Source organism: Mesorhizobium tamadayense (assembly GCF_003863365.1).
Lineage (GTDB): Bacteria > Pseudomonadota > Alphaproteobacteria > Rhizobiales > Rhizobiaceae > Mesorhizobium > Mesorhizobium tamadayense.
Genome location: NZ_RQXT01000004.1, coordinates 181,743 through 200,609 on the forward strand (window position 1 = coordinate 181,743; position 18,867 = coordinate 200,609).

An 18,867-nucleotide genomic window follows, 5' to 3' on the forward strand; every position below is an offset into this window, starting at 1 on the left:
GGCATCGGCGGCAGCGCTTCGCTTTACTGCTTCCCCTCCGGCCGCCATTCCTGCCGGTACCAGTCGACGAACTTCGCCAGTCCTTCCTCGATCGGCACTTTCGGCTTGAAGCCGAAGTCGCGCTCCAGCGCGCTAGTGTCGGCATAGGTCTTCTCGACCTCGCCGGGCTGCATGGGCAGGTTTTCGCGGATCGCCTTGACGCCGAGCAGCCGTTCCAGCGTCTCGATAAAGCGGCCGAGATGCACCGGCTGGCTGTTGCCGATGTTGTAGATCCTGTGGCGTTCGCCGCCGGCCGCCGGCGGCTTGTCGAGAACCGCGATGATGCCGTCGACGATGTCGTCGACATAGGTGAAGTCGCGCCACATCTCGCCATGGTTGAAGACGCGGATCGGCTGGCCGGCCAGCATCGCCTCGGTGAAGATCCAGGCGGCCATGTCCGGGCGCCCCCAGGGTCCGTAGACGGTGAAGAAGCGCAGTCCGGTCTGCGGCAGGCCAAAGAGATGCGAATAGGTCGAGCTGATCAGTTCGTCGGCCTTCTTGGTCGCCGCGTAGATCGACACCGGATTGTCGACGCGGTCGGTTTCAGCGAACGGCACCTTGGTGTTGCCGCCATAGACCGAGCTCGAAGAGGCATAGACCAGATGCTTGATTTCGGGCGATGCGCGGCAGAGTTCCAGCACCTCCAGATGGCCGGCGATGTTGGCGTGGATATAGGCACGCGGATTTTCGAGCGAATAGCGCACGCCCGCTTGGGCGCCGAGATGAACGATGCCGCTCACCGGCGTTCCCTTGAGCTTCGCCGCCAGCGCGCTCGGCTCGGCGATGTCGAGTTGATGGAATGAAAACCCCTTTTGGCCGGAAAGTCTGGCCAGCCGCGCCGCCTTCAACGCCGGATCGTAATAGGCGTTCATGCTGTCGACGCCGACAACGGCGTCGCCGCGCGCGAGCAGGCGCTGGCAGACATGGCTGCCGATGAACCCGGCGGCTCCGGTCACGAGGATGGTCATGCGCGGACCTCGGGTGAGGGCAGGGGCGGGATCATTTCCGTCGCGGGCCTTTCTTGGCTTCCGCGGGCGGGCTCGGCCGGCGCCAGCCATCGCCTTCGCCATGCGCGGGCTGCGGGCGCGCCACATAGGCCAGCGCGCCGTTCGATTCGAAATAGACGCGCGACAGCATCTCGGCGAGCACCCCCGACGTCACCGCCTGCAGCCCGGCGATAACCAGGAAGAAGCCGGTGAACAGCATCGGACGCGTTCCGATATCCTGTCCGAAAAACACCTTCAGGGCAAATAGATAGGCCAAGATCAGCGAACCGAGCACGCCGAGCACGATGCCGATGCCGCCGAAGAAATGGCCGGGCCTAGTGCGGTAGCGCATGAAGAAGAACATGAAGACGAGGTCGAGCACCACGCGGAAGGTGCGCGAGATGCCATATTTCGACTGGCCGTGGATGCGGGCGTGATGCGTCACCACTTCCTGGGCGATGCGGCGCGGCGTCGTCACCGTCGCCAGCCAGGCCGGGATGAAGCGGTGCATTTCGCCGTAGAGCCTGACGCTGCGGATGACGCTGCCGCGGAAGACCTTCAGGCTGCAGCCATAGTCCTTCAGCCGCACGCCGGTGACACGCGCGATCAGCGAGTTGGCGATGCGTGACGGCAGCCGGCGCATCCAGAAACCTTCCTGGCGATCCTTGCGCCAGCCGGCAACGAGGTCGAGATCCTCGGTCAGCAGGCGATAGACCATGCGCGGTATGTCGAACGGGTCGTTCTGCAGGTCGCCGTCGAGCGTTGCGATGACGTCGCCGCGGGCGATGTCGAGGCCGGCCTGCATGGCGGCGGTCTGCTTGTAGTTGCGGACCAGCTCGACGGCATGCACATGCGGGCCGTATTGCGCCGCGAGCCGGCGGATCTCGTTCGACGTGGCGTCGGTGCTGCCGTCGTCCACCAGCACCACTTCCCAGGGCTGGCTGTAATTCTCCATCGCCTGGTGGATGCGCACGAGCAACGGCTCGACATTGTCGGCCTCGTTGTACATCGGAACGACGATGGAAAGCTTGTGCTCGGGCATGACCGCGCCGGCGGGCAGTCCCGATTGAGGAATGGGAAGCATGTCCATGGTGGTCATTTCCTTGCGGGTCTCGTGGCCGGGTCCTCCGGCGCCGTTGATTTGGAGGGAAACAGCCAGGCGATCGCGCCGGTGGCGACGGCCGAGCAGAGGATGAAGAGATGCAGCGCCAGCGCCGCCTGCAGGCCGTCCTTCATGGCGATGCCGGAATAGAGCAGCGCCGCCGCCGCACCCGCCTCGTAAGTGCCGAAGCCGGCGACGCCCTGCACCGGCAGGATGGCGGCGGCCTCGGCCCCGACGGCGCCGGGAAAGGCGCTCTGGAAGGAGGTGCCGAGCAGCATGGCGAGCAACCATCCCTGCACGGCAAGCTTCAACGTCCAGTTGGCCACCGTCCACCACCAGCCGTAGCGGGAGCGTCCCGTGGCCTCGGTGAAGATGTCGCGCAGCTTGCCGAGCTTCGAGACGATGCTGCCGCGCCCGGCCCAGTCGTGCGGCGCGCGCGCCCAGCGCGGCAGATACCAGGCGACGGCAACCAGCGCCGCGATGCCGGCTGCCCGTAGCGCCGGATGGAGGCTCGGCCAGACCAGGCAGGCGAGCACGCCGACGACGAAGGCGTCCTGCAACCTGAACCACAAGAGCGAGGCGCCGGCGCGTACGATCGAGATGCCGAACACCTTCCGCAAAAGCAGCGGGAAGGCGGTCTCGCCGCCGCGGAACGGCACCACGTTGATCATGGCGTTGTGGATCAGGATGACGCGCAGGCAGGCGCCGAAGCGGCCGTTCACCTCGTCGCGGAACTCATCGCAGACCCGCAGCGCGCGCAGCACATAGGTGACGAACAGCGCCACCGTCACCGCCGCGAACGCGCCGGGCGTGATGCTGGCGAAGGCGTCGCCCACCATCTTCCAGCGCGAGTCGCCGGCAAGCCATGCCAGCAGCGCCAGGGTGATGATTATCGAGAATGCTCGCTTCAACCAAGTCTCCGAATGGCGTATCGACCGCCGCATTCCGGGTAATTGCTTCGATTTCGAAATCCGCCGCGCGGCCGGGGATCGCTCTACGTCGCCGGTTCTATTGCCGGGTTCCAACAGCTTTGCGGGGGCGCCAAAATTCTGAGCCTTGCCTGGCCTGCGGCCCGTTCAACGTTTCTGCTCCATCATAAGCGGCCGATCCTATAGACCAGCGGCTTGCTCAAATCCACAAGCTTGGCGCGGCCGCGATCCCCGTCCGCAGGCGATCCTGCCTCGCCGCGACGGCAAGGTTGACAGCGTTCCTCGAGCCGCAGTTAATATCACGCGGGGGCGGTAACTGCATGTTGGGATCGAAGGCCCAACCTGAGTGGTGACGCCAGATCGAAAGGCGACATCCGACATGTTATCGCTCATCATGCCTGCAGCTCTAAAAATATCGCCATCCAAACCAGCAAGGGGCGTGAGGCGCCACCGGTCTGCGCGGCGCGCCGGCCTGATGCTGCTCCTCCTCTGCGGCGGCGTGACGCCGACCGGCATCGCTCACGCAGCCGGCGCTCAGTCCCCCGCGGCGGCACAGGCGGTCACCACGCCGACGGCGTTTGAACTGCAGTTGTTCTATGCCGACCGCACCTGGAACTGGGAGGACGGAGCCGCCTATTTCGCGCAGGACAGGCGCATGCGGGCCTGGACGTCCAAGCCTGATTCAATTTCCGTCGCCGAAGGCACATGGCATCTCAGCAATGACGGCAAGATGTGCATGGAGCTCGTCTGGCGGTCCTCGGCCTATGCCGCGAAACCCATTCGCACCTGTTTCAGCCATCGCGTCCGGGATGGGAAAGTCGAGCAGCGTAAGGATCCGGATGGCCGGTGGTACAGCTTCAGGCACCCTTCGGAGAAGCCGGCGGACGAACTCAAGAAAATTCAGGCGGGCGATACCAGGAGCGCCGATTTCGAAAAGGCCCAGAAATTGGTCGATTCCAAGAGCTAAAGCATGTCTCCCGAAAGTGTGCAGCGGTTTCGGGACAAAGACATGCTTAAAATCAAAGACCTAAAGCATGTCGCGTGAAAAAGCATTCACGCGACCTGCTTTAGAGGCTCGCTGAGGAGAGCCCTCATCCCAACCCAGCGAGCCCGCGCCCCGACACATTACTCACAGGGACGACTGCCAGCCTTGCCGGCTGACGTTTTTTCGCGGCGTCCGCGCCGCGCGGCGCGCGCTTTGCGCGCGAAGCGGTGGCGGGCGCGTTGAAAGACATTGGCGTCGAGGCCGCAGCAAGCCCGAAGAATGGCGCTGCCGTCCTGACGATGGTGTCGATGTCGGAATTTTCCGCCACGAAGCCCAGCGTCTCGCGCGCCAGGCCGGGATCGGCAAAAAGCCCGGCCGGGTCGCCGGGCCGGCGCGGCTTGTACGTGACCGGAACGGACCGCGACGTGATGCGCCCGACAGCCTCGAGGATCTCCTTGATCGAAACGCCCCGGCCGGTGCCGAGATTGACCGCGAGGCTCTCGCCCCCCGCTTCCAGATGCATCAGCGCCTTGACATGCGCGCGGGCGAGATCGCTGACATGGATGTAGTCGCGCACGCAGGTGCCGTCCGCCGTCTCGTAGTCGGCGCCGAAGACCTCGATCGTCTCGATCATCCCGGACGCCGCCATCAGCACGCGGGGGATGAGGTGGGTTTCGGGCGTATGCCACTCGCCGAGCTCGCCTTCGGGATCGGCGCCGCAGGCGTTGAAGTAGCGAAGGATCGCGTAATTCATCCCATAGGCCGAGGCATAGTCCCTGATGATCTCTTCGCCCATCAGCTTGCTGCGGCCATAGGGGCTGATCGGCTTCTGCGGGCAGGCCTCGCTCACCGGCAGTGCTTCCGGCACGCCGTAGGTCGCGCAGCTCGAGGAGAAGATCACCTTATCGATGCCGTTTGCCCGCGCCGCATCAAGCACGGCGATCGTGCCGCCGACATTGGTCGAGTAATAATCCGCCGGCTCGCTGACCGACTCGCCGACATAGGCAAGGGCGGCGAAGTGGACGATCGCCTGCGGTCTGTAGGTGTCGATCGCCCGCTGCAATGCTTCACGGTCGCGGATGTCGCCGACGACCAGCGGCCCCCAGGCGACGGCTTTCTCGTTGCCGCGGCTCAAATTGTCGTAGACCACCGGCAGGTAGCCTGCAGCCGACAGCAGCTTGCAAGCATGGCTGCCGATGAAGCCGGCGCCACCCGTCACCAGAACGGGGCGGCGGGTCGTCATGCCGTTGCCTCCCTGACGGATGCGTGGACGCTGCGCGGAACGACAAACCGGCGGCCGCCCAGGAGGGCGTCGAAATAGGCCGTGGTATTGGCGAGCCCTTCGCTCAGCGCCACCTTCGGCTCCCAGCCGAGATGCTGCCTGGCAAAGGAGATATCGGGCTTGCGCTGCCTGGGGTCGTCGACCGGCAACGGCCTGTGCACGATGCGCGAGGGTGAATTCGTATAGTCGATGACCAGCTCGGCCAATTCCATGATGGTGAACTCGACGGGATTGCCGAGATTGACCGGGTGCTGGGGTGCCGCCGCGGCGTTCATCAGGCGCACGAAGCCTTCGATCAGGTCGTTGACGAAGCAAAAGGAGCGCGTCTGCGCGCCGCTGCCATAGACGGTGATGTCGTCGCCGCGCAGCGCCTGGACGATGAAGTTCGACACCACGCGGCCGTCGTCGGGCTGCATGCGCGGGCCATAGGTATTGAAGATGCGCGCGACGCGGACATCGATGCCGTATGTCCGCGAGTAATCGAAGAACAGCGTCTCGGCCGAGCGCTTGCCCTCATCGTAGCAGGAGCGCGGGCCGTGCGTGTTGACGTTGCCGAAGTAGCCTTCCGGCTGCGGATGCACCAGCGGATCGCCGTAGACTTCGGAGGTCGAGGCCTGGAAGATCTTGGCGTTATGGCGCCGGGCGAGCTCCAAAAGGTTGATCGAGCCCAGCACGCTGGTCTTGAAGGTGTGGATCGGATCGGCCTGGTAGTGAGGCGGAGAGGCGGGGCAGGCGAGGTTGTAGATCTCATCCACGGCGAAGTCCGCCGGCAGTTCGTCGACGATGTCGTGCTTGATGCAGGTGAAGGAGGCGTCGCGCGCTATGGCGGCAAGATTGTATTTTTTGCCGGTGTGGAAATTGTCCAGCGCGATGACCTCATATCCATCGGATACGAGTCTTTGGCACAGATGAGAGCCTAAAAATCCCGCTCCGCCGGCGACCAGAGCGCGCCCACGATCGGCACGCCTCCGCCCCGGGTTGGTGCCCAGCTTCAGAACCTTGATGACCCTACCCATGCCGCCCTCATACCCGCACACACACATCACCCTTCCGGGCCGGGGCAACCGCGTTGCCCGACCAGGTGAAAATCACGGCGATCCCTCCGCATGCGCGGAATCGCCACAACCGATGTGTTTTTTATGAGTTCGCGGGGTCGTTGCCGTACGGCTTATTTGCTGCCGCTCAGCGTCCCTTTGCCCCTAAGTCGCGATCCACGAATATGGTTGCCACCACCGCGGACTGCTCGCCCAAATTGCACACCCAACACATACAAAGATATACCTAGGAACTGATTAGTCAACAAAATTAGCATTCTCTTAACCTAGCGCGTTTACGATTGGTTAATCTTACGGGGCAAGTCCGGCCGCTGCCGGGCGGCGGCGCTATCACCCGCCGGTTGCAGATTCCGGGAGGCAGCCAGCGCCGACGATCGTCATGTTCACGGCAAAAAAACATGGCCCGCAAATCCGCGGGCCATGCCGTCTCCTCCGGGCCTTTGCCGCGGGGTTCTACTCCCACCCATCTCCTTCTTGAACGTCTCGAAATCGACCTGCATGCCGTTGAAGACGGTGCTCCAGTGGCGCGTGAGCGCCGCCATGGCGACAGCCTCCTGGATCTCCTCGTCGGTGGCGCCGGCGCGCTTGGCGTCCTGCGTGTCCGACCAGATGCAATAGCTGCAGGGGATCTGCGCCGCGACCGCCAGCGAGATCAGCGACTTCACCTTCGGCGGCAGGCCCACGCGCCGGGCAGACCGGCTTTCGGGAACTGTTTGACGAAGCTCGGCACGCCGCCCATGGTCGATTGGATGTCCTTGATGGCGGCGTCGTAGTCGTCGGTGCGGGCAGGCGCCGAGGTCAACATGGCCGCAAACGTGGCGACGGCGGCGAGCAGCGAGGCGGAACGAAGGCAGGAATGCGCGCTGCGGACGATGCGAATGACTGACATGGTTTTTCTCCTCTGGTCTTTGTTAGCCTTACGATGTAAGGTATCTGGAAAAATTGAACCTTACAGTGTAAGTGGTCAAGCAGCGCCATGGACAAACCGATCACGAAAAAGCGAGCACGCGGAAAACTGTCCCGCGAGATGATCGAGGACGCCGCCTTCGAGGTGATCGAAAGCGAAGGCCTCTCCGGCTTTTCGATGCGCAAGCTCGCCGCCAGGCTCGGCTGCGAGGCGATGAGCATCTACCATCACTTCCCCTCGCAGGCGCATCTCTACGAGGCGCTGGTCGATCGCCAGATGAGCGGGCTCGTGATCCCCGATGACAGCCTGCCCTGGCGCGAGCGGGCCCGCATCGGCCTGCAGGAATTCCGGCGTGTGGCGACCGAGCATCCGGCCTTCGCGCCGTTCATCGTCGTTTACCGCATGAACTCGCCGCCCTGCCTTGCCAAGCTGAACGCCATCATTGGCCTGTTCGAGGACGGCGACTTCGGGCCCGAGCTCAGCGCTCGTATGTTCCGCGCCGCCAGCTACTACCTGATGGGCGCGATCCTCGACGAGACTGCCGGCTACGCCAAGGGGCCTTCGGCGGTCACCACGGTCAGCGACGAAGACCTGGCGCGCGACTATCCCAGTGTCGCGGCCGCCGGCGCCTATTTCGGCGCCGCCGGCTTCGACAAGACTTTCGAGCTTGGCCTGGAGATGTTTCTGGACGAGATGGAGCGGCTCCGCGAAGCTGCCGGAAGCGAAACCGCGCAAGGTGGCGGCGATCGCGGTCAGACGAAGAAATAACCAGGACTTGCGATGCGCTTCCTCTCGGTTCTCGTTCTCATCGCCGGTGCCGCCATCGGCATCTTCTATCCCTGGGCGATGAGCAATTTCTCCGGCCACGCGATCGGCACCTGGCGTGTCTACGAGGATGGCCGCTTCCGGCCGGTCACCGTTCAACTCACCGCAAGCGATGCGCCTGTCCGTGTGCTGGTCGACCTCACCGCGCGGGCCGAACGCGTCGCTTCGCAGCAGCGCACGGTGCTCACGCTGACCGCGGCAAGCGGCGGCAGCACGACGCTCGCTTCGACGCTGTCCTTCAACCACACCGACAATCCGCGCCAGGTGAGCCCGCAACTGCCCGACAAGATCTTTCGCGACGAGGCCGGCGTGATCGGGAAGGTCACGCCCGGACCTTACGTCTTCACCGTCGGTCCGGGCGATGCCGACGGCATCGACATGCGCGCCGTCGATCTGATCTTGCGCGCCGGCACCGGTACGATCGACGAGAGGGCGCGGCCGGCCGCCTATGCGCTGATGGGCGTCGGACTTGCCGGGCTGGTGCTCTCGCTGGTCTTCGGCCGCGGCGGAGGTCGTCCGCAGAACCCAAACTCGCAGCCGCCACCGCCGCGCTGGGGCCGCAACGGTTCGCCGCGGTGAGGCCGGCATGAACTATCGCCACGCCTATCACGCCGGCAATTTCGCCGATGTCGTCAAGCATGCCGTGCTCAGCCGGCTGGTCAACTATCTCAAGCAGAAGGACAAGGCCTTCCGCGTCATCGACACCCATGCCGGCATCGGCCGCTACGATCTCGCCTCGGCCGAAGCCGGCAAGACGGGCGAATGGCAGGGCGGCATCGGCCGGCTGCTCGAGGCCGCGTTCGAATCTCAGGCGGCAGCCCTCCTTCGGCCCTATCTGGAAGCGGTGCGCGCGGAGAATCCCGATGGCGGCGTCCGCCGCTATCCCGGCTCGCCACTGATCGTGCGCCATCTCCTGCGCAAGCAGGACCGGCTGACGGCGATCGAATTGCATCCCCAGGATGCGGCGCGGCTCAAAGCCGTCTTCGCCGGCGACTTCCAGGTAAGGGTGATCGAGCTCGACGGCTGGCTGGCGCTCGGCGCGCAGCTGCCGCCGAAGGAGAAGCGCGGCCTGGTCCTTGTCGATCCGCCCTTCGAGGAGGAGGGCGAGTTCGCACGTCTCGTCGAGAACCTGCGCCGCGCGCACCGGCGCTGGCCGGGCGGCATCTATGCGCTCTGGTATCCGATCAAGGACCGCAAGGCGGTCGCCGCCTTTCGCACCGCGCTGAAGCAGACGGGTATTCCAAGGTTGCTCGACATCGGCTTCGAGATCCGGCCGGCCTCGAGCGAACCCAGCCTCGACGGCAGCGGTCTTGTGGTGGTCAACCCGCCTTTCACGCTGGAGGGCGAATTGCGGGTCATGCTGCCGGCTCTGCACCGGCTGCTCGCGGTGGATCAGCGGTCACGTTGGACGATTGATTGGCTGGCTGGCGAGTAGGACGTTCGCGTTATCTTACGCCAGCGCCGATGGCGTCACGCCGGTCAGCCGCCGGCTCTCGCGGATCAGATGCGCCTGGTCGGCATAGCCGGCCTCGATGGCAAGCACGGCGGTTGAGGCATCGCGGGCTTTTTGCTGCAGGCGCCGGAAGCGGTGGAAGCGCAGGATGCGGTCGAGCGTCTTTGGGCCGTAGCCGAAGGCATCCTCGAAGCGCCGTCTCAGCGTCCGCTCGCTCATGTTGAGGCGGCGAAGCAGGAAGGGTATCAGCGGCGTTTCCGGAGGCAGGCCCTGATCTATGACGTGGAAGGCCCTGCCCATCAGCGGATCGAGCGCATCGCGCCCCTCCGTATGCATGCCGACAACATTTTCCAGCTGCCGAACCATGCCGGCGAGGTCGGGCGCGGCCTTGATGCGGCCCAACAGCTCTCGTGCGCGCGTGCCCCGGAGCTCGCCGAGGTCGAGACGCCCGCCGACGATCTCGCCAGCCGGCACGCCGAGCCAGCCGGCGGCGGCTCCCGATCGGAAGCGGAAGCCAATGATCACCGTCCCGGCAGGCGGCTTCTCGATCTGCGGCTCCTTGTCCGGGCCGGCGATACGGAACCGCCCGTCGATCCACTGCAGGTCGATGGTCGCGTCCGGCGTGATGACGATCGGCGGAGCATCGCGTTCCCCCATGCGATGGACCCAGACCGCGGAAAAAGCGCCGGCAAGGCCCGCGGCTACGGGCCTTTCCTTGAAGAAGCCGGTGGACTGAGCCAGTACCGCTTCCATGTTTTTTCCGATCTGCTCTGGCACTCTCTGGCGGATCGACCCGTCGGCCATTTTGGCCGAAATCTTCAATGCCGGTGGCTTCGGCCGTGGCAAAACAGATACAGCCTGCTGGCGCGCCCAGCGCCTCCACCGCGCCGCATCCGGTTTCGGATGTGGTCACGAATATAGAAAGGAGTGAGAGAAATGAAAGCTCGCATCACCGTCCTCACGCTTGGCGTCGACGATCTGGAAGCATCGCTCAAATTCTACCGCGACGGGCTTGGGCTACCGACCGAAGGCATCATCGGCCGCGAGTTCGAGCACGGCGCGGTCGCCTTCTTCGAACTCGCCGGCGGTCTGAAGTTCGCGATCTTCGAGCGCTCGAACATCGCCCATGATGCCACGGTTCCGCAGAGCGGCCGCAGCCCGACCGAGTTCACCATCGGCCATAATGTGGCGAGCGAGGCCGAGGTCGACGCCGCGATGGCCGAGGCCGTCAAGGCCGGCGCGCGCGTGGTCAAGCCGGCGCAAAAAACCTTCTGGGGCGGCTATGCCGGCTATTTCCAGGATCCCGACGATCATCTCTGGGAGGTCGTCTACAACCCCGCATTCATTCCCAAAGACTGAGCTGCGAGAAAGCCCGCGGGAGGCCGACATGCCCATTGATACCGTTCAGGCGATAGGCGCGCTTCTCATCGGTGGCGTGTTCGTTTTCGCCGGCATCGAGCACTTCCTGAAATTCAAGGCGATGAGCGACTATCTGGCGAGCCGGGAATTCCCGGCTCCCGCGCTCATGCTGGCCGCCGGCTCGGCGCTCGAGATCGTCGCCGGCCTGATGCTGGCGCTCGGCTTCGCAGTGCCTTTCGCCGCCGGCGCGCTGGTTTTGTTCACGCTGGCGACGAACGTCATGCTGCTGCGCTTCTGGGCCTGCGAGGAGCCGGAGCGGCAGGTACTGCGCAATGCCTTCCTGATCAACGTCGCCGTCGTCGGCGGACTGCTGGTGGCGGGAACGGTCTGACAACCGGACTGCGCCTGCAACCATCATTTGGGAAACCATTGTCTTCGCAACCGCTTGACCGCCGTCAAGCGAATCCGCACAGTGCGCGCAATCGACCTTGAGAGGCTGTCATGACTCGTTTCGCCCGCTCCGCTCTTGCCGCGCTGATTTCGCTTCTGACGCCCGCTGGCACGTCGCTTGGCTTCACCCAGGCCGCGCACGCCGCCGATCTAGCCGTTTACACCGAGGATGACGGCAGCGTCTGCGGCGAAAGCTGGGTGCTGAGCAAGATCACCGACCGCTTCAACTATCAGGTCCATAACGTGCCGCATCTGCCAGATGTGGCGATCACCGATTTCCATAACATCCGCCAGCATCGCTACCAGCCGTCGAGCGACGAATGGCCGATCGGCCGTCACTATTGCCGCGCCACCGTCAGCCTGTCGGACGGCCGCGACCGCTCGATCTTCTACCTGATCGAGGAAGGCCAGGGCTTCGCCTCGATCGGCGACAATGTCGAGTTCTGCGTCTCGGGCTTCGACCGCTGGATGGTCTATAACGGCCGCTGCCGGGTGCTGCGGTAGTTTTTGCTGGGCGGTTAGGTGGTTTGAGGTTGTCGCGGTTGCGGTCAATCTTTCAGCTCGCTGAAGCCTTCAACCACCTTCTGGACGTGCTCGGGGAGATCGCTCATCTCCAGGACGCGGCGGACCTCGATGACGTCATTTTCCCCGGCCGGGCAGCGCCTCGCCCATTCGATGGCCTCCTCGCGCGAGCGCACATCGATCACCCAGTAGCCGCCTAGCACTTCCTCGATCTCCGCAGGGCTGTCCGGGGAAAGTTTTGAGTGAATCGAAATGCCGCATGTGCATGCCCCGTAAAGCGGGCTTTGTCCGTCTTCTCTCTGGTTGTCGAGACTCAGAAAAGGAACGGGGCATGCGCTTTGCACCTAAATCGCCTATGCGCTGCTGCGCATTGTCGCGCGCACCCGCCGTGTCCCTATTCCGATCTTGAGGTTCACAGAACTGGTCGCTCAATACTTGTTCGGGCGGCGCAAAATGCACACCATCGACAAGCCGCCACCGGTCAATCCAAGCCGGCCAAGAGACCGAGCCTCTCCCAATCAGATGGCCTTCATATATGAATAACCTTCCCCGGACAGCCGTGCGATCTCCGCGAAGGGGCCGTCGGTGACGGCCGGCTAGCATATGACGAACGAAGGTCGGCGGAATCGACGCTGGCGCGAAAATTTAAGCCGATTGACAAAACACTCTGCTACTCCTTAGATATAGACAGACCTGTCTCACCACAAGGCGGCAGCATGACGTCCTCATCACCTTCCGCCAAGCGCCAGCACGTCGTCGATACCGCCTATGCGTTGTTCAGGCGCGACGGCTTTCATGCCACCGGCATCGACCGCATAATCGCCGAGGCCGACATTGCCAAGATGACGATGTACCGCCACTTCCCGGCGAAGGACGAGCTGATCGTCGCCGTGCTGGAGCACCGCGCGGCGCGTTTCGAACGCCAGCTTGACCGGCTGAGGGCGACGGCGGACACCGCGGAGGCGAAGATCGCGACCATCCTGGACTGGCATGAGCGCTGGTTTCGCGATCCGGATTTTCACGGCTGCCTGTTCGCGCATGCGCTCGCCGAGTTCGGCGATCCCGATCACCCGGTGTTCAAGGCCGCCGTCCGCCAGAAGAACGGCTTGCGGGCGCGCATGTGCTCCTTCCTGGAAGCTGAGATGCCGCCGGAGCGGGCCGAGGCCGCCGCGGCGGCGCTGCTGATGCTGATCGAGGGCGCCACACTGATGGCCCAGATGGGCGATGTCGATGCGGCGGTCGACAACGCCCGCAAGGCGGCCTCCGCCATCATCGCCGGCGCGCGGTTACCGCGATGAGCGCGACGGTCGTCGGGCTCGCGCTGTTCGCGGCCATCCTGCACGCCGGCTGGAACGCCTTCCTGCGGACCGGGGCCGACAGGCTATGGACGATTACCGTGATGAGCTTTTCAAGCGCGGCGGCCGCCATTCCTTTCGTGGTTTTCCATCCGCTGCCATTGCCGGCCGCCTGGTTCTATATCGTGCTCTCGGCCGCTCTTCAGGTCGGCTACAGCGTGTTCCTGGTCGCCGCTTACCGGCATGGCGAACTGGGGCAGGTCTACCCGATCGTGCGCGGCAGCGTGCCGTTGCTGGTCACGCTCGGCGGTTTCCTGCTGGCCGGCCAGCGACTTGCCGCGCCGGAGCTCATCGGCGTCGTGCTTGTCGCCTGCGGCATCATGGGTCTGTCGCTCGGGCGGGGCAGGGCATCGGCGACATCGATCCTCTATGCACTGGCCACCGGCGCGATCATTGCCGCTTATGCGACCGTCGACGCCATCGGCGTGCGGGCGACCGGCGACAGCGCCGCCTACACCGCCTGGGTGCTGCTGATCTACAGCATCTTGCTGTCGGCGACCTTTGTCGCTCTGCGCGGCAGGCTCGCCGTCGACCTGCGTTCGTTGGCAACGTGGAAGGCGTTGGGCGGCGGCGTGTTCGCGCTTCTCGCCTATGGCGCGGTCGTCGCTGCCTTCGCGCTGGGGCCGGCCGGGCCGATCACCGCCTTGCGTGAAACCAGCGTCGTCTTCGCGGCCTTCATTGGCCGGCTCTTCCTCGGCGAGGCGCTGACGCCGCGCCGGGTCGGTGCCTGCGCCGTCGTCGCGCTCGGAGCGATCTGCCTCGGCTATCGGCCCTGACGGCGTCGGCCGCTGGCTATCATCACACTCGCGCGCCGCCCTGACCGGACAGGTAAGCGCAGATCAGCTCGCCGAGCTGCTTGTGCAGCTCCGGCGCATCGAGCATGTTGCGCCGCGCCGCATTGTGGATCACGCCCTCGACGGCGGAGGAGAGCACGCGCGCCACGGTCTCGGTATCCTTCAGGCGCCGGCGGTATTGGGCGACGGCCGCCGCATAATGCTCGAGGTAGCGGGCCTGGAACGAGGCATGTGCGGCGCGCGAGCCGCGGTCGCCCGGCGCCTCGTCGAGCAGCACCTGATGCAGCGTCGGGTGGATGCTATGCGCGGCGATCATGCCGCGCACCAGCTCGCGCGCGAATTGCCGGACCGGCTTCTCCTCGGCCGCGGCTTCGCGGATGACCGACAGCACATGGTCGAAGTGGCGGCGCCGGATTGCATCGACAAGGGCGAGCTTGTCGGGGAAATACTGATAGAGCGAGCCGATGCTCACACCCGCAGCCTCGGCCACCTTGTTGGTGCTGAAGCCTGCCCAGCCGATCTCGCTCAGAACGCGAGCACCTGCCTCAATGATCGCCTCGACGGTCGCGACCGAGCGCGCCTGGCGCGGCTCCTTGCGCATGCGCGGAGCTGGCTTTGCAATGCGAGTAGACATCCGGACCGGGTCTCCCGAGAATATAAACAAGATACTCACATTTAACTCCAACGCAAATGGAGCTCGGACAGATGAGTGCCAGGACGTTGCTGAAGAGCCTGCTTGCCTACCAGGCCTGGGCCAATGACGAACTGCTGGAAAAGCTCGGCTGTCTCGACCCGCGCCGCAACGCGAAGGAACGCCATGCCGCGCTCAGATTGATGAACCACATCCATGTCGTGTCGCGGATCTTTGCCGCGCATCTCACCGGCGTTGCACACGGCTATGCCAGCGACAACACCGAGGAGACGCCGGAGCCCGCGGAACTGCGCGCCGCCATGGTGGAGGGCGACCGCTGGTATCTCGACTATCTCGAAACCGTTTTGGAGCGACAGCTTTCGGAGCCGGTGGCCTTCACCTTCACCGATGGCGACAAGGGCTGCATGACCAGGCAGGAGATGCTGACCCATGTCGTCCTGCACGGCAGCTATCACCGCGGCGAGATCGGCCGCATGCTGGCCGGGATCGCGGTCGCGCCGCCCTGGGACACCTATGCCGTTCATCTGCACCGGGCGGAACCTTCGCGCCGCCTGCAGCGCTAGCCTGAGCTGCTTGGTGCCTCAAGTGGTTGAATGCGAGCGAAAAGCTCGCTTTTGAGAAGGCAAGCTGTCGCTGCTTTCTCCGGTTCGGCTCTGCTCCGCCTTGACCTGTAGATCTTTCCACTGGACAAGATGAAGCGGGCGGTTTGGTGTGTATTTCCTATTATGAGCAATGTGCTCACATTCTACGCTCTACGCGGCGCCAAGATGTCTGGATGAACTTGCGATAGAGAGCATCGGGAACTCTCGACGGGGCAATTTCACTTCGACAGGCAAAGATTCGATGTCGATTTTTGCGTCGATGCCCTTGTCAGCGCGTCTGGTGTAACCAAAATTCAATAACTGAAAATCATTGTGTTGCTTCGCTGGCTAGATAGTCGCGAGTCAGATATGCATGAGCACGCCGGGTCACTCACGACCTTGGGCAAAACGCAAGGGGCATCGCATGGCAAAGACAACAACCAAGGCGCCGGCGGCGAAAGCGCCGGCAAAGAAAGCGGCACCGAAGGCTGCCGCGAAACCCGCAGCAGTCAAGAAGGCAGCAGTGAAGAAGGCAGCGCCGAAGGCTGCCGCCAAGGCTCCGGCCAAGGCAGCGGCGAAGCCCGCCGCCAAGAAGCCGGCAGCGAAGGCAGTAGCCAAGCCCGCCGTCAAGGCAGCAGCAAAGCCCGCCGCAAAGGCGGCAGCCAAGCCCGCCGCCAAGAAGCCGGCAGCGAAGGCAGCGGCCAAGCCCGCGGCCAAGGCTCCGATGAAAGCAGCTGCCGCCAAGTCGACGGCAGCGGTGAAGAAGGCAGCGCCTGCAAAGAAGCCGGCCGGCAAGAAGTAATCGTGTAGCTTCGCTTGCCGGAACAAGACAGGTGAGGGCGGGTGCCGTGGAGGCGCCCCTCTCGCCAGTTCGGCTTCGCGGCCAGCGAAGCTGGAGCAAACGCTCCCCCTAAAGCCCTCGGAACTTTGCCAGCGGCAAGAGTTCCGAGGGCTTTTCATGTCTGGCTCCCCAGCGCGTTGTTGCCGGGGCATTGGCTGTGCGGTTTCGGGCCCCTGGCCGTTGCTCTGGCAAAAACATTCGGTCAACAGTGCGCGCGGACAATCAGGAACCCGATCATGCCGAAGCTGCTCTATGCCTCCACCTCTCCCTACAGCTCGAAGGTCCGCATGGCGGCCGCCTATGCCGGCATCGCCGTCGACCTCGTGCCGGTCAGGACGGAGGACAAGCCGGCGGAGTTGATCTCGGCCAATCCGCTGGGCAAGATCCCGGTGCTGGTGCTGGAGGACGGCCGCGCGATCCATGACAGCCGGGCGATCACCCAGCATCTCAACCGGCTGTCGAAGAACGCGCTGTTCCCGCGCAATCCCGACAAGCGGCTGGAGGCCGAAGTGCTGGAGGCGCTGGCCGACGGCATCTGCGACTGCGCGCTGTCGATGGTCTATGAGCGGCGCACGCGGCCTGAGGCGATGGTCTATCAGCCCTGGCTCGACCGGCAGTGGACGAAGATCACCGCCGCGCTCGACCTCATCAACTCCAACCCGCCGAAGCTGCCCAAGAAGATCACCGCCGGCCAGATGGCGCTGCGCGCCACCCTCGGCTATCTGGCGTTGCGCTTCGGCGGCCAGTGGGAAAAGGGCCGCAGTCGGCTGGTCCGCTGGGCCGCGCGCTTCGACGAGAAGTTTCCGGAGCTGAAGGGATGCGTGCCGGGGTGAGGCGCCTCTTTCCTTCTCCCCTTGTGGGAGAAGGTGGATCGGCGCGATAGCGCCGAGACGGATGAGTGGTGCTGGAAGCAATGAGGCGTGTTAAAAGGTGGAAGGGTTTTGATCGCCACCCCGTCAAGGCAGCGATCCGTCCAACACCCCTCATCCGACCGAGCTTCGCTCGGCCACCTTCTCCCACAAGGGGAGAAGGGAGGGCAAATCGCGGAGGGCTGAGCATGGCAAAGTCAGTCGCCACCGGCGCGCCAGATCCCATGGTCGAGCGCCTGCGCGCCGCCCTTGGGCAGCGCGCCTTCACCGAGCAGAAGATGTTCGGGGGCACCTGCTTCATGATCAATGGCAATATGCTGATCGGCACCTCGAAGCGAGGCTTGCTGGTGCGTGTCGGCAAGGACGCGCATGCGGCCGCCGCCGCTCGTCCCCATGCGCGGCCGATGGAAATGGGCGGGCGCTCAATGGAAGGCTATTTCCACGTCGCGCCGGAAGGCACGGCGAGCGAAGCCGATCTCGCCGGCTGGCTCGACCGTGCGCTCGCCTTCGTCGAAACACTGCCGCCGAAGGTCAAATCCGCCAAGGTCGCAAAGAAGCGCGCGTAAGCCGCTGGCCCGCCACCTTCTGGACTGTGATGTGCCAGTATTCGTCGAGCTGGCTTTGGCGAACGCAAGGATAGGGGAGGAAGCAATGGCGCTCGATGGACATTGCATGTGCGGGGCCGTGACCTGGACCTATTCGGGCGATGTCACACGCAACCTGGTCTGTCACTGCGCCGACTGTCAGCGGGCGACATCCGCTCCCTTCACGGCCTTCCTGGGCATGAGGCCTGAGCAACTGGGATGGACGGGCGACATCAGGCACTATGAAAGCAGCCCGAATACGTTTCGCGGATTCTGCCCGTCCTGCGGCACGCGGCTCTATTTCCGCTCGAACAAATGGCTCGACGAGGTCCATGTTCATGCGGCCACGTTGACCGACCCGGGCGAATACCAGCCGCACGCGCAGGTCGTCATGCGCTCCCGGGCGAAATGGCTCGACCAGTTGCAGTCGATCCCGGTCCATGAAGGTTTCCAGCGGGATCCGGCGGACTAACCCTCTGTTGAGAGGCTCCGGCTGGTCGCCAACAGTAGTCGTCCAGACGCCAGCCACAAAAAAAGCCGGGCGCGAGGCCCGGCTTTTCCGTGTCGTGGCTTGGACGACTTAGAACTTCATACCGACGCCGAAGGTGACGCGGTTGTCCTTGGACTTGACGTTGCCAAGAGCGCCAAAATCCTTGTCGCCGTAGTCGGTGTAGCGGTATTCGACGCGGCCGAACACGTTGTCGGTGATCTTGATGTCGGTGCCGACACCGGCCGTCCAGCCGAGCATCGCCTTGCTTTCGTCGGTAGAGGTGAAGCTATCCGTGATCTTCTGGTTCTTGGCGGCGAGACCGCCGGTACCATAGAGCAGGATTTCAGGCGTCACGGAATAGCCGAGACGGGCGCGCAGCGAGCCTTCGAGGCCGCCCTTGGCCTCGATGCCGGCGCTGTCGCCTTTGACGCCATTGTAGCCGATATCGGCTTCAGCGCCGTAGACGAAGTTCTCCTGCTGCCACTGATAGCCGCCGAAGACGCCGCCGATGAAGCCCTTGGTCTTCACATTGACGCCAGCGTCGCGGGCATCGGCATGGCCGCTGAAGCCGTAGCCGAGGCTGATACCGGCATAGGGGCCGGCCCAGGAGGCGACGGGGAGCTCAGCGACCGGGGCGGGTGCCGGCGGCTCTTCCGAAACGACGTCTGCGGCATAGGCGCTACCGCCGAGGGCGAAGAGCCCGAGCGCAACCGCCAACGGCCGCGCAAACTTGAGATTAGCTTGCATTGTTGTTTACTCCTTAAGCCACAAGACACTAGGCTTTTTATGTTCACGAATGCCCCGGCC

The 18,867-nt window shown here is 64.3% G+C and carries 23 protein-coding genes and 1 pseudogene; 14 read left to right on the forward strand and 10 right to left on the reverse strand.

The window, feature by feature from the left end:
* Positions 1-23: 23 nt before the first annotated feature.
* The 3 genes from EH240_RS05400 to EH240_RS05410 are packed head-to-tail and all read right to left on the reverse strand — an operon-like array spanning position 24 to position 3,038.
* Positions 24-1,007, reverse strand: coding sequence for an NAD-dependent epimerase/dehydratase family protein (locus EH240_RS05400; protein WP_124996376.1), 984 nt, complete (start codon positions 1,005-1,007; stop codon positions 24-26).
* Between the two features lie 31 nt (positions 1,008-1,038).
* On the reverse strand, positions 1,039-2,115 hold the full coding sequence (locus EH240_RS05405; protein ID WP_124996377.1) for a glycosyltransferase family 2 protein: 1,077 nt from the start codon (positions 2,113-2,115) through the stop codon (positions 1,039-1,041).
* A gap of 5 nt (positions 2,116-2,120) precedes the next feature.
* A complete protein-coding gene (locus EH240_RS05410) occupies positions 2,121-3,038 on the reverse strand; it encodes a lysylphosphatidylglycerol synthase transmembrane domain-containing protein (protein WP_124996378.1) in 918 nt (305 codons plus the stop codon).
* Between the two features lie 493 nt (positions 3,039-3,531).
* On the opposite strand from EH240_RS05410, the gene EH240_RS05415 reads away from it, so the two are divergent.
* Positions 3,532-4,023, forward strand: a complete 492-nt coding sequence (locus tag EH240_RS05415; protein ID WP_245435836.1) for a DUF995 domain-containing protein — start codon at positions 3,532-3,534, stop codon at positions 4,021-4,023.
* Positions 4,024-4,147: 124 nt separating this feature from the next.
* Here EH240_RS05415 and galE read toward each other — a convergent pair whose 3' ends face one another.
* The 3 genes and pseudogenes from galE to EH240_RS05430 form a co-directional block, all read right to left on the reverse strand.
* Positions 4,148-5,284 (reverse strand): UDP-glucose 4-epimerase GalE, encoded by a 1,137-nt coding sequence (gene galE / locus EH240_RS05420; protein WP_124996379.1) that lies wholly within the window; start codon positions 5,282-5,284, stop codon positions 4,148-4,150.
* Entirely contained in the window at positions 5,281-6,339 is a 1,059-nt protein-coding gene (locus EH240_RS05425; RefSeq protein WP_124996380.1) for a UDP-glucuronic acid decarboxylase family protein, read from the reverse strand. Before EH240_RS05425 ends, galE begins: the two co-directional genes overlap by 4 nt.
* Positions 6,340-6,761: 422 nt before the next feature.
* A pseudogene (locus tag EH240_RS05430) lies at positions 6,762-7,267 on the reverse strand (carboxymuconolactone decarboxylase family protein).
* A gap of 87 nt (positions 7,268-7,354) precedes the next feature.
* On the opposite strand from EH240_RS05430, the gene EH240_RS05435 reads away from it, so the two are divergent.
* Genes EH240_RS05435 through EH240_RS05445 form a run of 3 tightly spaced genes read left to right on the forward strand, consistent with a single transcriptional unit; the run spans position 7,355 to position 9,545 of the window.
* Positions 7,355-8,053 (forward strand): TetR/AcrR family transcriptional regulator, encoded by a 699-nt coding sequence (locus tag EH240_RS05435; protein ID WP_124996381.1) that lies wholly within the window; start codon positions 7,355-7,357, stop codon positions 8,051-8,053.
* 12 nt (positions 8,054-8,065) lie between these two features.
* On the forward strand, positions 8,066-8,689 hold the full coding sequence (locus EH240_RS05440; RefSeq protein ID WP_124996382.1) for a hypothetical protein: 624 nt from the start codon (positions 8,066-8,068) through the stop codon (positions 8,687-8,689).
* Between the two features lie 7 nt (positions 8,690-8,696).
* Positions 8,697-9,545: a 23S rRNA (adenine(2030)-N(6))-methyltransferase RlmJ gene (locus EH240_RS05445; protein WP_124996383.1), complete on the forward strand. Its 849-nt coding sequence runs from the start codon at positions 8,697-8,699 to the stop codon at positions 9,543-9,545.
* A gap of 15 nt (positions 9,546-9,560) precedes the next feature.
* Here the strand turns inward: EH240_RS05445 and EH240_RS05450 are convergent, their stop codons facing one another.
* Positions 9,561-10,316, reverse strand: a complete 756-nt coding sequence (locus tag EH240_RS05450) for a helix-turn-helix domain-containing protein (RefSeq protein WP_124996384.1) — start codon at positions 10,314-10,316, stop codon at positions 9,561-9,563.
* Between the two features lie 183 nt (positions 10,317-10,499).
* On the opposite strand from EH240_RS05450, the gene EH240_RS05455 reads away from it, so the two are divergent.
* From EH240_RS05455 to EH240_RS05465, 3 genes are all read left to right on the forward strand, one after another.
* Positions 10,500-10,922 (forward strand): VOC family protein, encoded by a 423-nt coding sequence (locus EH240_RS05455; RefSeq protein WP_124996385.1) that lies wholly within the window; start codon positions 10,500-10,502, stop codon positions 10,920-10,922.
* A 28-nt stretch (positions 10,923-10,950) separates the two neighbouring features.
* The gene (locus EH240_RS05460) at positions 10,951-11,313 is read left to right on the forward strand and encodes a DoxX family protein (RefSeq protein WP_124996386.1); all 363 of its coding nucleotides are present in this window, start codon (positions 10,951-10,953) and stop codon (positions 11,311-11,313) included.
* A 110-nt stretch (positions 11,314-11,423) separates the two neighbouring features.
* Positions 11,424-11,876 (forward strand): hypothetical protein, encoded by a 453-nt coding sequence (locus EH240_RS05465; RefSeq protein WP_124996387.1) that lies wholly within the window; start codon positions 11,424-11,426, stop codon positions 11,874-11,876.
* Positions 11,877-11,920: 44 nt separating this feature from the next.
* Here the strand turns inward: EH240_RS05465 and EH240_RS40000 are convergent, their stop codons facing one another.
* Positions 11,921-12,238 (reverse strand): YciI family protein, encoded by a 318-nt coding sequence (locus EH240_RS40000; protein WP_425374769.1) that lies wholly within the window; start codon positions 12,236-12,238, stop codon positions 11,921-11,923.
* 372 nt (positions 12,239-12,610) lie between these two features.
* Between EH240_RS40000 and EH240_RS05475 the strand changes: the two genes are divergently transcribed.
* Positions 12,611-13,192, forward strand: a complete 582-nt coding sequence (locus EH240_RS05475; protein ID WP_124996388.1) for a TetR/AcrR family transcriptional regulator — start codon at positions 12,611-12,613, stop codon at positions 13,190-13,192.
* Positions 13,189-14,025 carry an EamA family transporter gene (locus tag EH240_RS05480; RefSeq protein ID WP_124996389.1) on the forward strand — a complete coding sequence of 279 codons (837 nt, stop codon included), beginning with the start codon at positions 13,189-13,191 and terminating at the stop codon, positions 14,023-14,025. Before EH240_RS05475 ends, EH240_RS05480 begins: the two co-directional genes overlap by 4 nt.
* A 22-nt stretch (positions 14,026-14,047) precedes the next feature.
* On the opposite strand, the gene EH240_RS05485 is transcribed toward EH240_RS05480, so the two are convergent.
* Positions 14,048-14,677 (reverse strand): TetR/AcrR family transcriptional regulator, encoded by a 630-nt coding sequence (locus tag EH240_RS05485; RefSeq protein WP_425374770.1) that lies wholly within the window; start codon positions 14,675-14,677, stop codon positions 14,048-14,050.
* A 71-nt stretch (positions 14,678-14,748) separates the two neighbouring features.
* Between EH240_RS05485 and EH240_RS05490 the strand changes: the two genes are divergently transcribed.
* The 5 genes from EH240_RS05490 to EH240_RS05510 all read left to right on the forward strand — a co-directional run bounded on the left by EH240_RS05490 (position 14,749) and on the right by EH240_RS05510 (position 18,042).
* Entirely contained in the window at positions 14,749-15,258 is a 510-nt protein-coding gene (locus tag EH240_RS05490; RefSeq protein ID WP_124996390.1) for a DinB family protein, read from the forward strand.
* Between the two features lie 442 nt (positions 15,259-15,700).
* Positions 15,701-16,078, forward strand: coding sequence for a histone (locus tag EH240_RS05495; RefSeq protein ID WP_124996391.1), 378 nt, complete (start codon positions 15,701-15,703; stop codon positions 16,076-16,078).
* A 275-nt stretch (positions 16,079-16,353) separates the two neighbouring features.
* Positions 16,354-16,950: a glutathione S-transferase gene (locus EH240_RS05500; protein WP_124996392.1), complete on the forward strand. Its 597-nt coding sequence runs from the start codon at positions 16,354-16,356 to the stop codon at positions 16,948-16,950.
* Between the two features lie 224 nt (positions 16,951-17,174).
* Positions 17,175-17,552, forward strand: coding sequence for a TfoX/Sxy family protein (locus tag EH240_RS05505; protein ID WP_124996393.1), 378 nt, complete (start codon positions 17,175-17,177; stop codon positions 17,550-17,552).
* An 85-nt stretch (positions 17,553-17,637) separates the two neighbouring features.
* Complete coding sequence (locus EH240_RS05510; protein ID WP_124996394.1) at positions 17,638-18,042, forward strand: GFA family protein; 405 nt, start codon at positions 17,638-17,640, stop codon at positions 18,040-18,042.
* A gap of 108 nt (positions 18,043-18,150) precedes the next feature.
* Here the strand turns inward: EH240_RS05510 and EH240_RS05515 are convergent, their stop codons facing one another.
* Positions 18,151-18,807 carry an outer membrane protein gene (locus tag EH240_RS05515; protein ID WP_124996395.1) on the reverse strand — a complete coding sequence of 219 codons (657 nt, stop codon included), beginning with the start codon at positions 18,805-18,807 and terminating at the stop codon, positions 18,151-18,153.
* Between the last annotated feature and the right edge of the window lie 60 nt (positions 18,808-18,867).

Coding starts and splice junctions, on each gene's coding strand:
- EH240_RS05400 (WP_124996376.1), bottom strand. CDS start 1,007: ATGACCATCCTCGTGACCGGAGCCGCCGGGTTCATCGGCAGCCATGTC.
- EH240_RS05405 (WP_124996377.1), bottom strand. CDS start 2,115: ATGGACATGCTTCCCATTCCTCAATCGGGACTGCCCGCCGGCGCGGTC.
- EH240_RS05415 (WP_245435836.1), top strand. CDS start 3,532: ATGCTGCTCCTCCTCTGCGGCGGCGTGACGCCGACCGGCATCGCTCAC.
- galE (WP_124996379.1), bottom strand. CDS start 5,284: ATGACGACCCGCCGCCCCGTTCTGGTGACGGGTGGCGCCGGCTTCATC.
- EH240_RS05425 (WP_124996380.1), bottom strand. CDS start 6,339: ATGGGTAGGGTCATCAAGGTTCTGAAGCTGGGCACCAACCCGGGGCGG.
- EH240_RS05435 (WP_124996381.1), top strand. CDS start 7,355: ATGGACAAACCGATCACGAAAAAGCGAGCACGCGGAAAACTGTCCCGC.
- EH240_RS05440 (WP_124996382.1), top strand. CDS start 8,066: ATGCGCTTCCTCTCGGTTCTCGTTCTCATCGCCGGTGCCGCCATCGGC.
- EH240_RS05445 (WP_124996383.1), top strand. CDS start 8,697: ATGAACTATCGCCACGCCTATCACGCCGGCAATTTCGCCGATGTCGTC.
- EH240_RS05450 (WP_124996384.1), bottom strand. CDS start 10,316: ATGGAAGCGGTACTGGCTCAGTCCACCGGCTTCTTCAAGGAAAGGCCC.
- EH240_RS05455 (WP_124996385.1), top strand. CDS start 10,500: ATGAAAGCTCGCATCACCGTCCTCACGCTTGGCGTCGACGATCTGGAA.
- EH240_RS05460 (WP_124996386.1), top strand. CDS start 10,951: ATGCCCATTGATACCGTTCAGGCGATAGGCGCGCTTCTCATCGGTGGC.
- EH240_RS05465 (WP_124996387.1), top strand. CDS start 11,424: ATGACTCGTTTCGCCCGCTCCGCTCTTGCCGCGCTGATTTCGCTTCTG.
- EH240_RS05475 (WP_124996388.1), top strand. CDS start 12,611: ATGACGTCCTCATCACCTTCCGCCAAGCGCCAGCACGTCGTCGATACC.
- EH240_RS05480 (WP_124996389.1), top strand. CDS start 13,189: ATGAGCGCGACGGTCGTCGGGCTCGCGCTGTTCGCGGCCATCCTGCAC.
- EH240_RS05485 (WP_425374770.1), bottom strand. CDS start 14,677: ATGTCTACTCGCATTGCAAAGCCAGCTCCGCGCATGCGCAAGGAGCCG.
- EH240_RS05490 (WP_124996390.1), top strand. CDS start 14,749: ATGAGTGCCAGGACGTTGCTGAAGAGCCTGCTTGCCTACCAGGCCTGG.
- EH240_RS05495 (WP_124996391.1), top strand. CDS start 15,701: ATGGCAAAGACAACAACCAAGGCGCCGGCGGCGAAAGCGCCGGCAAAG.
- EH240_RS05500 (WP_124996392.1), top strand. CDS start 16,354: ATGCCGAAGCTGCTCTATGCCTCCACCTCTCCCTACAGCTCGAAGGTC.
- EH240_RS05505 (WP_124996393.1), top strand. CDS start 17,175: ATGGCAAAGTCAGTCGCCACCGGCGCGCCAGATCCCATGGTCGAGCGC.
- EH240_RS05510 (WP_124996394.1), top strand. CDS start 17,638: ATGGCGCTCGATGGACATTGCATGTGCGGGGCCGTGACCTGGACCTAT.
- EH240_RS05515 (WP_124996395.1), bottom strand. CDS start 18,807: ATGCAAGCTAATCTCAAGTTTGCGCGGCCGTTGGCGGTTGCGCTCGGG.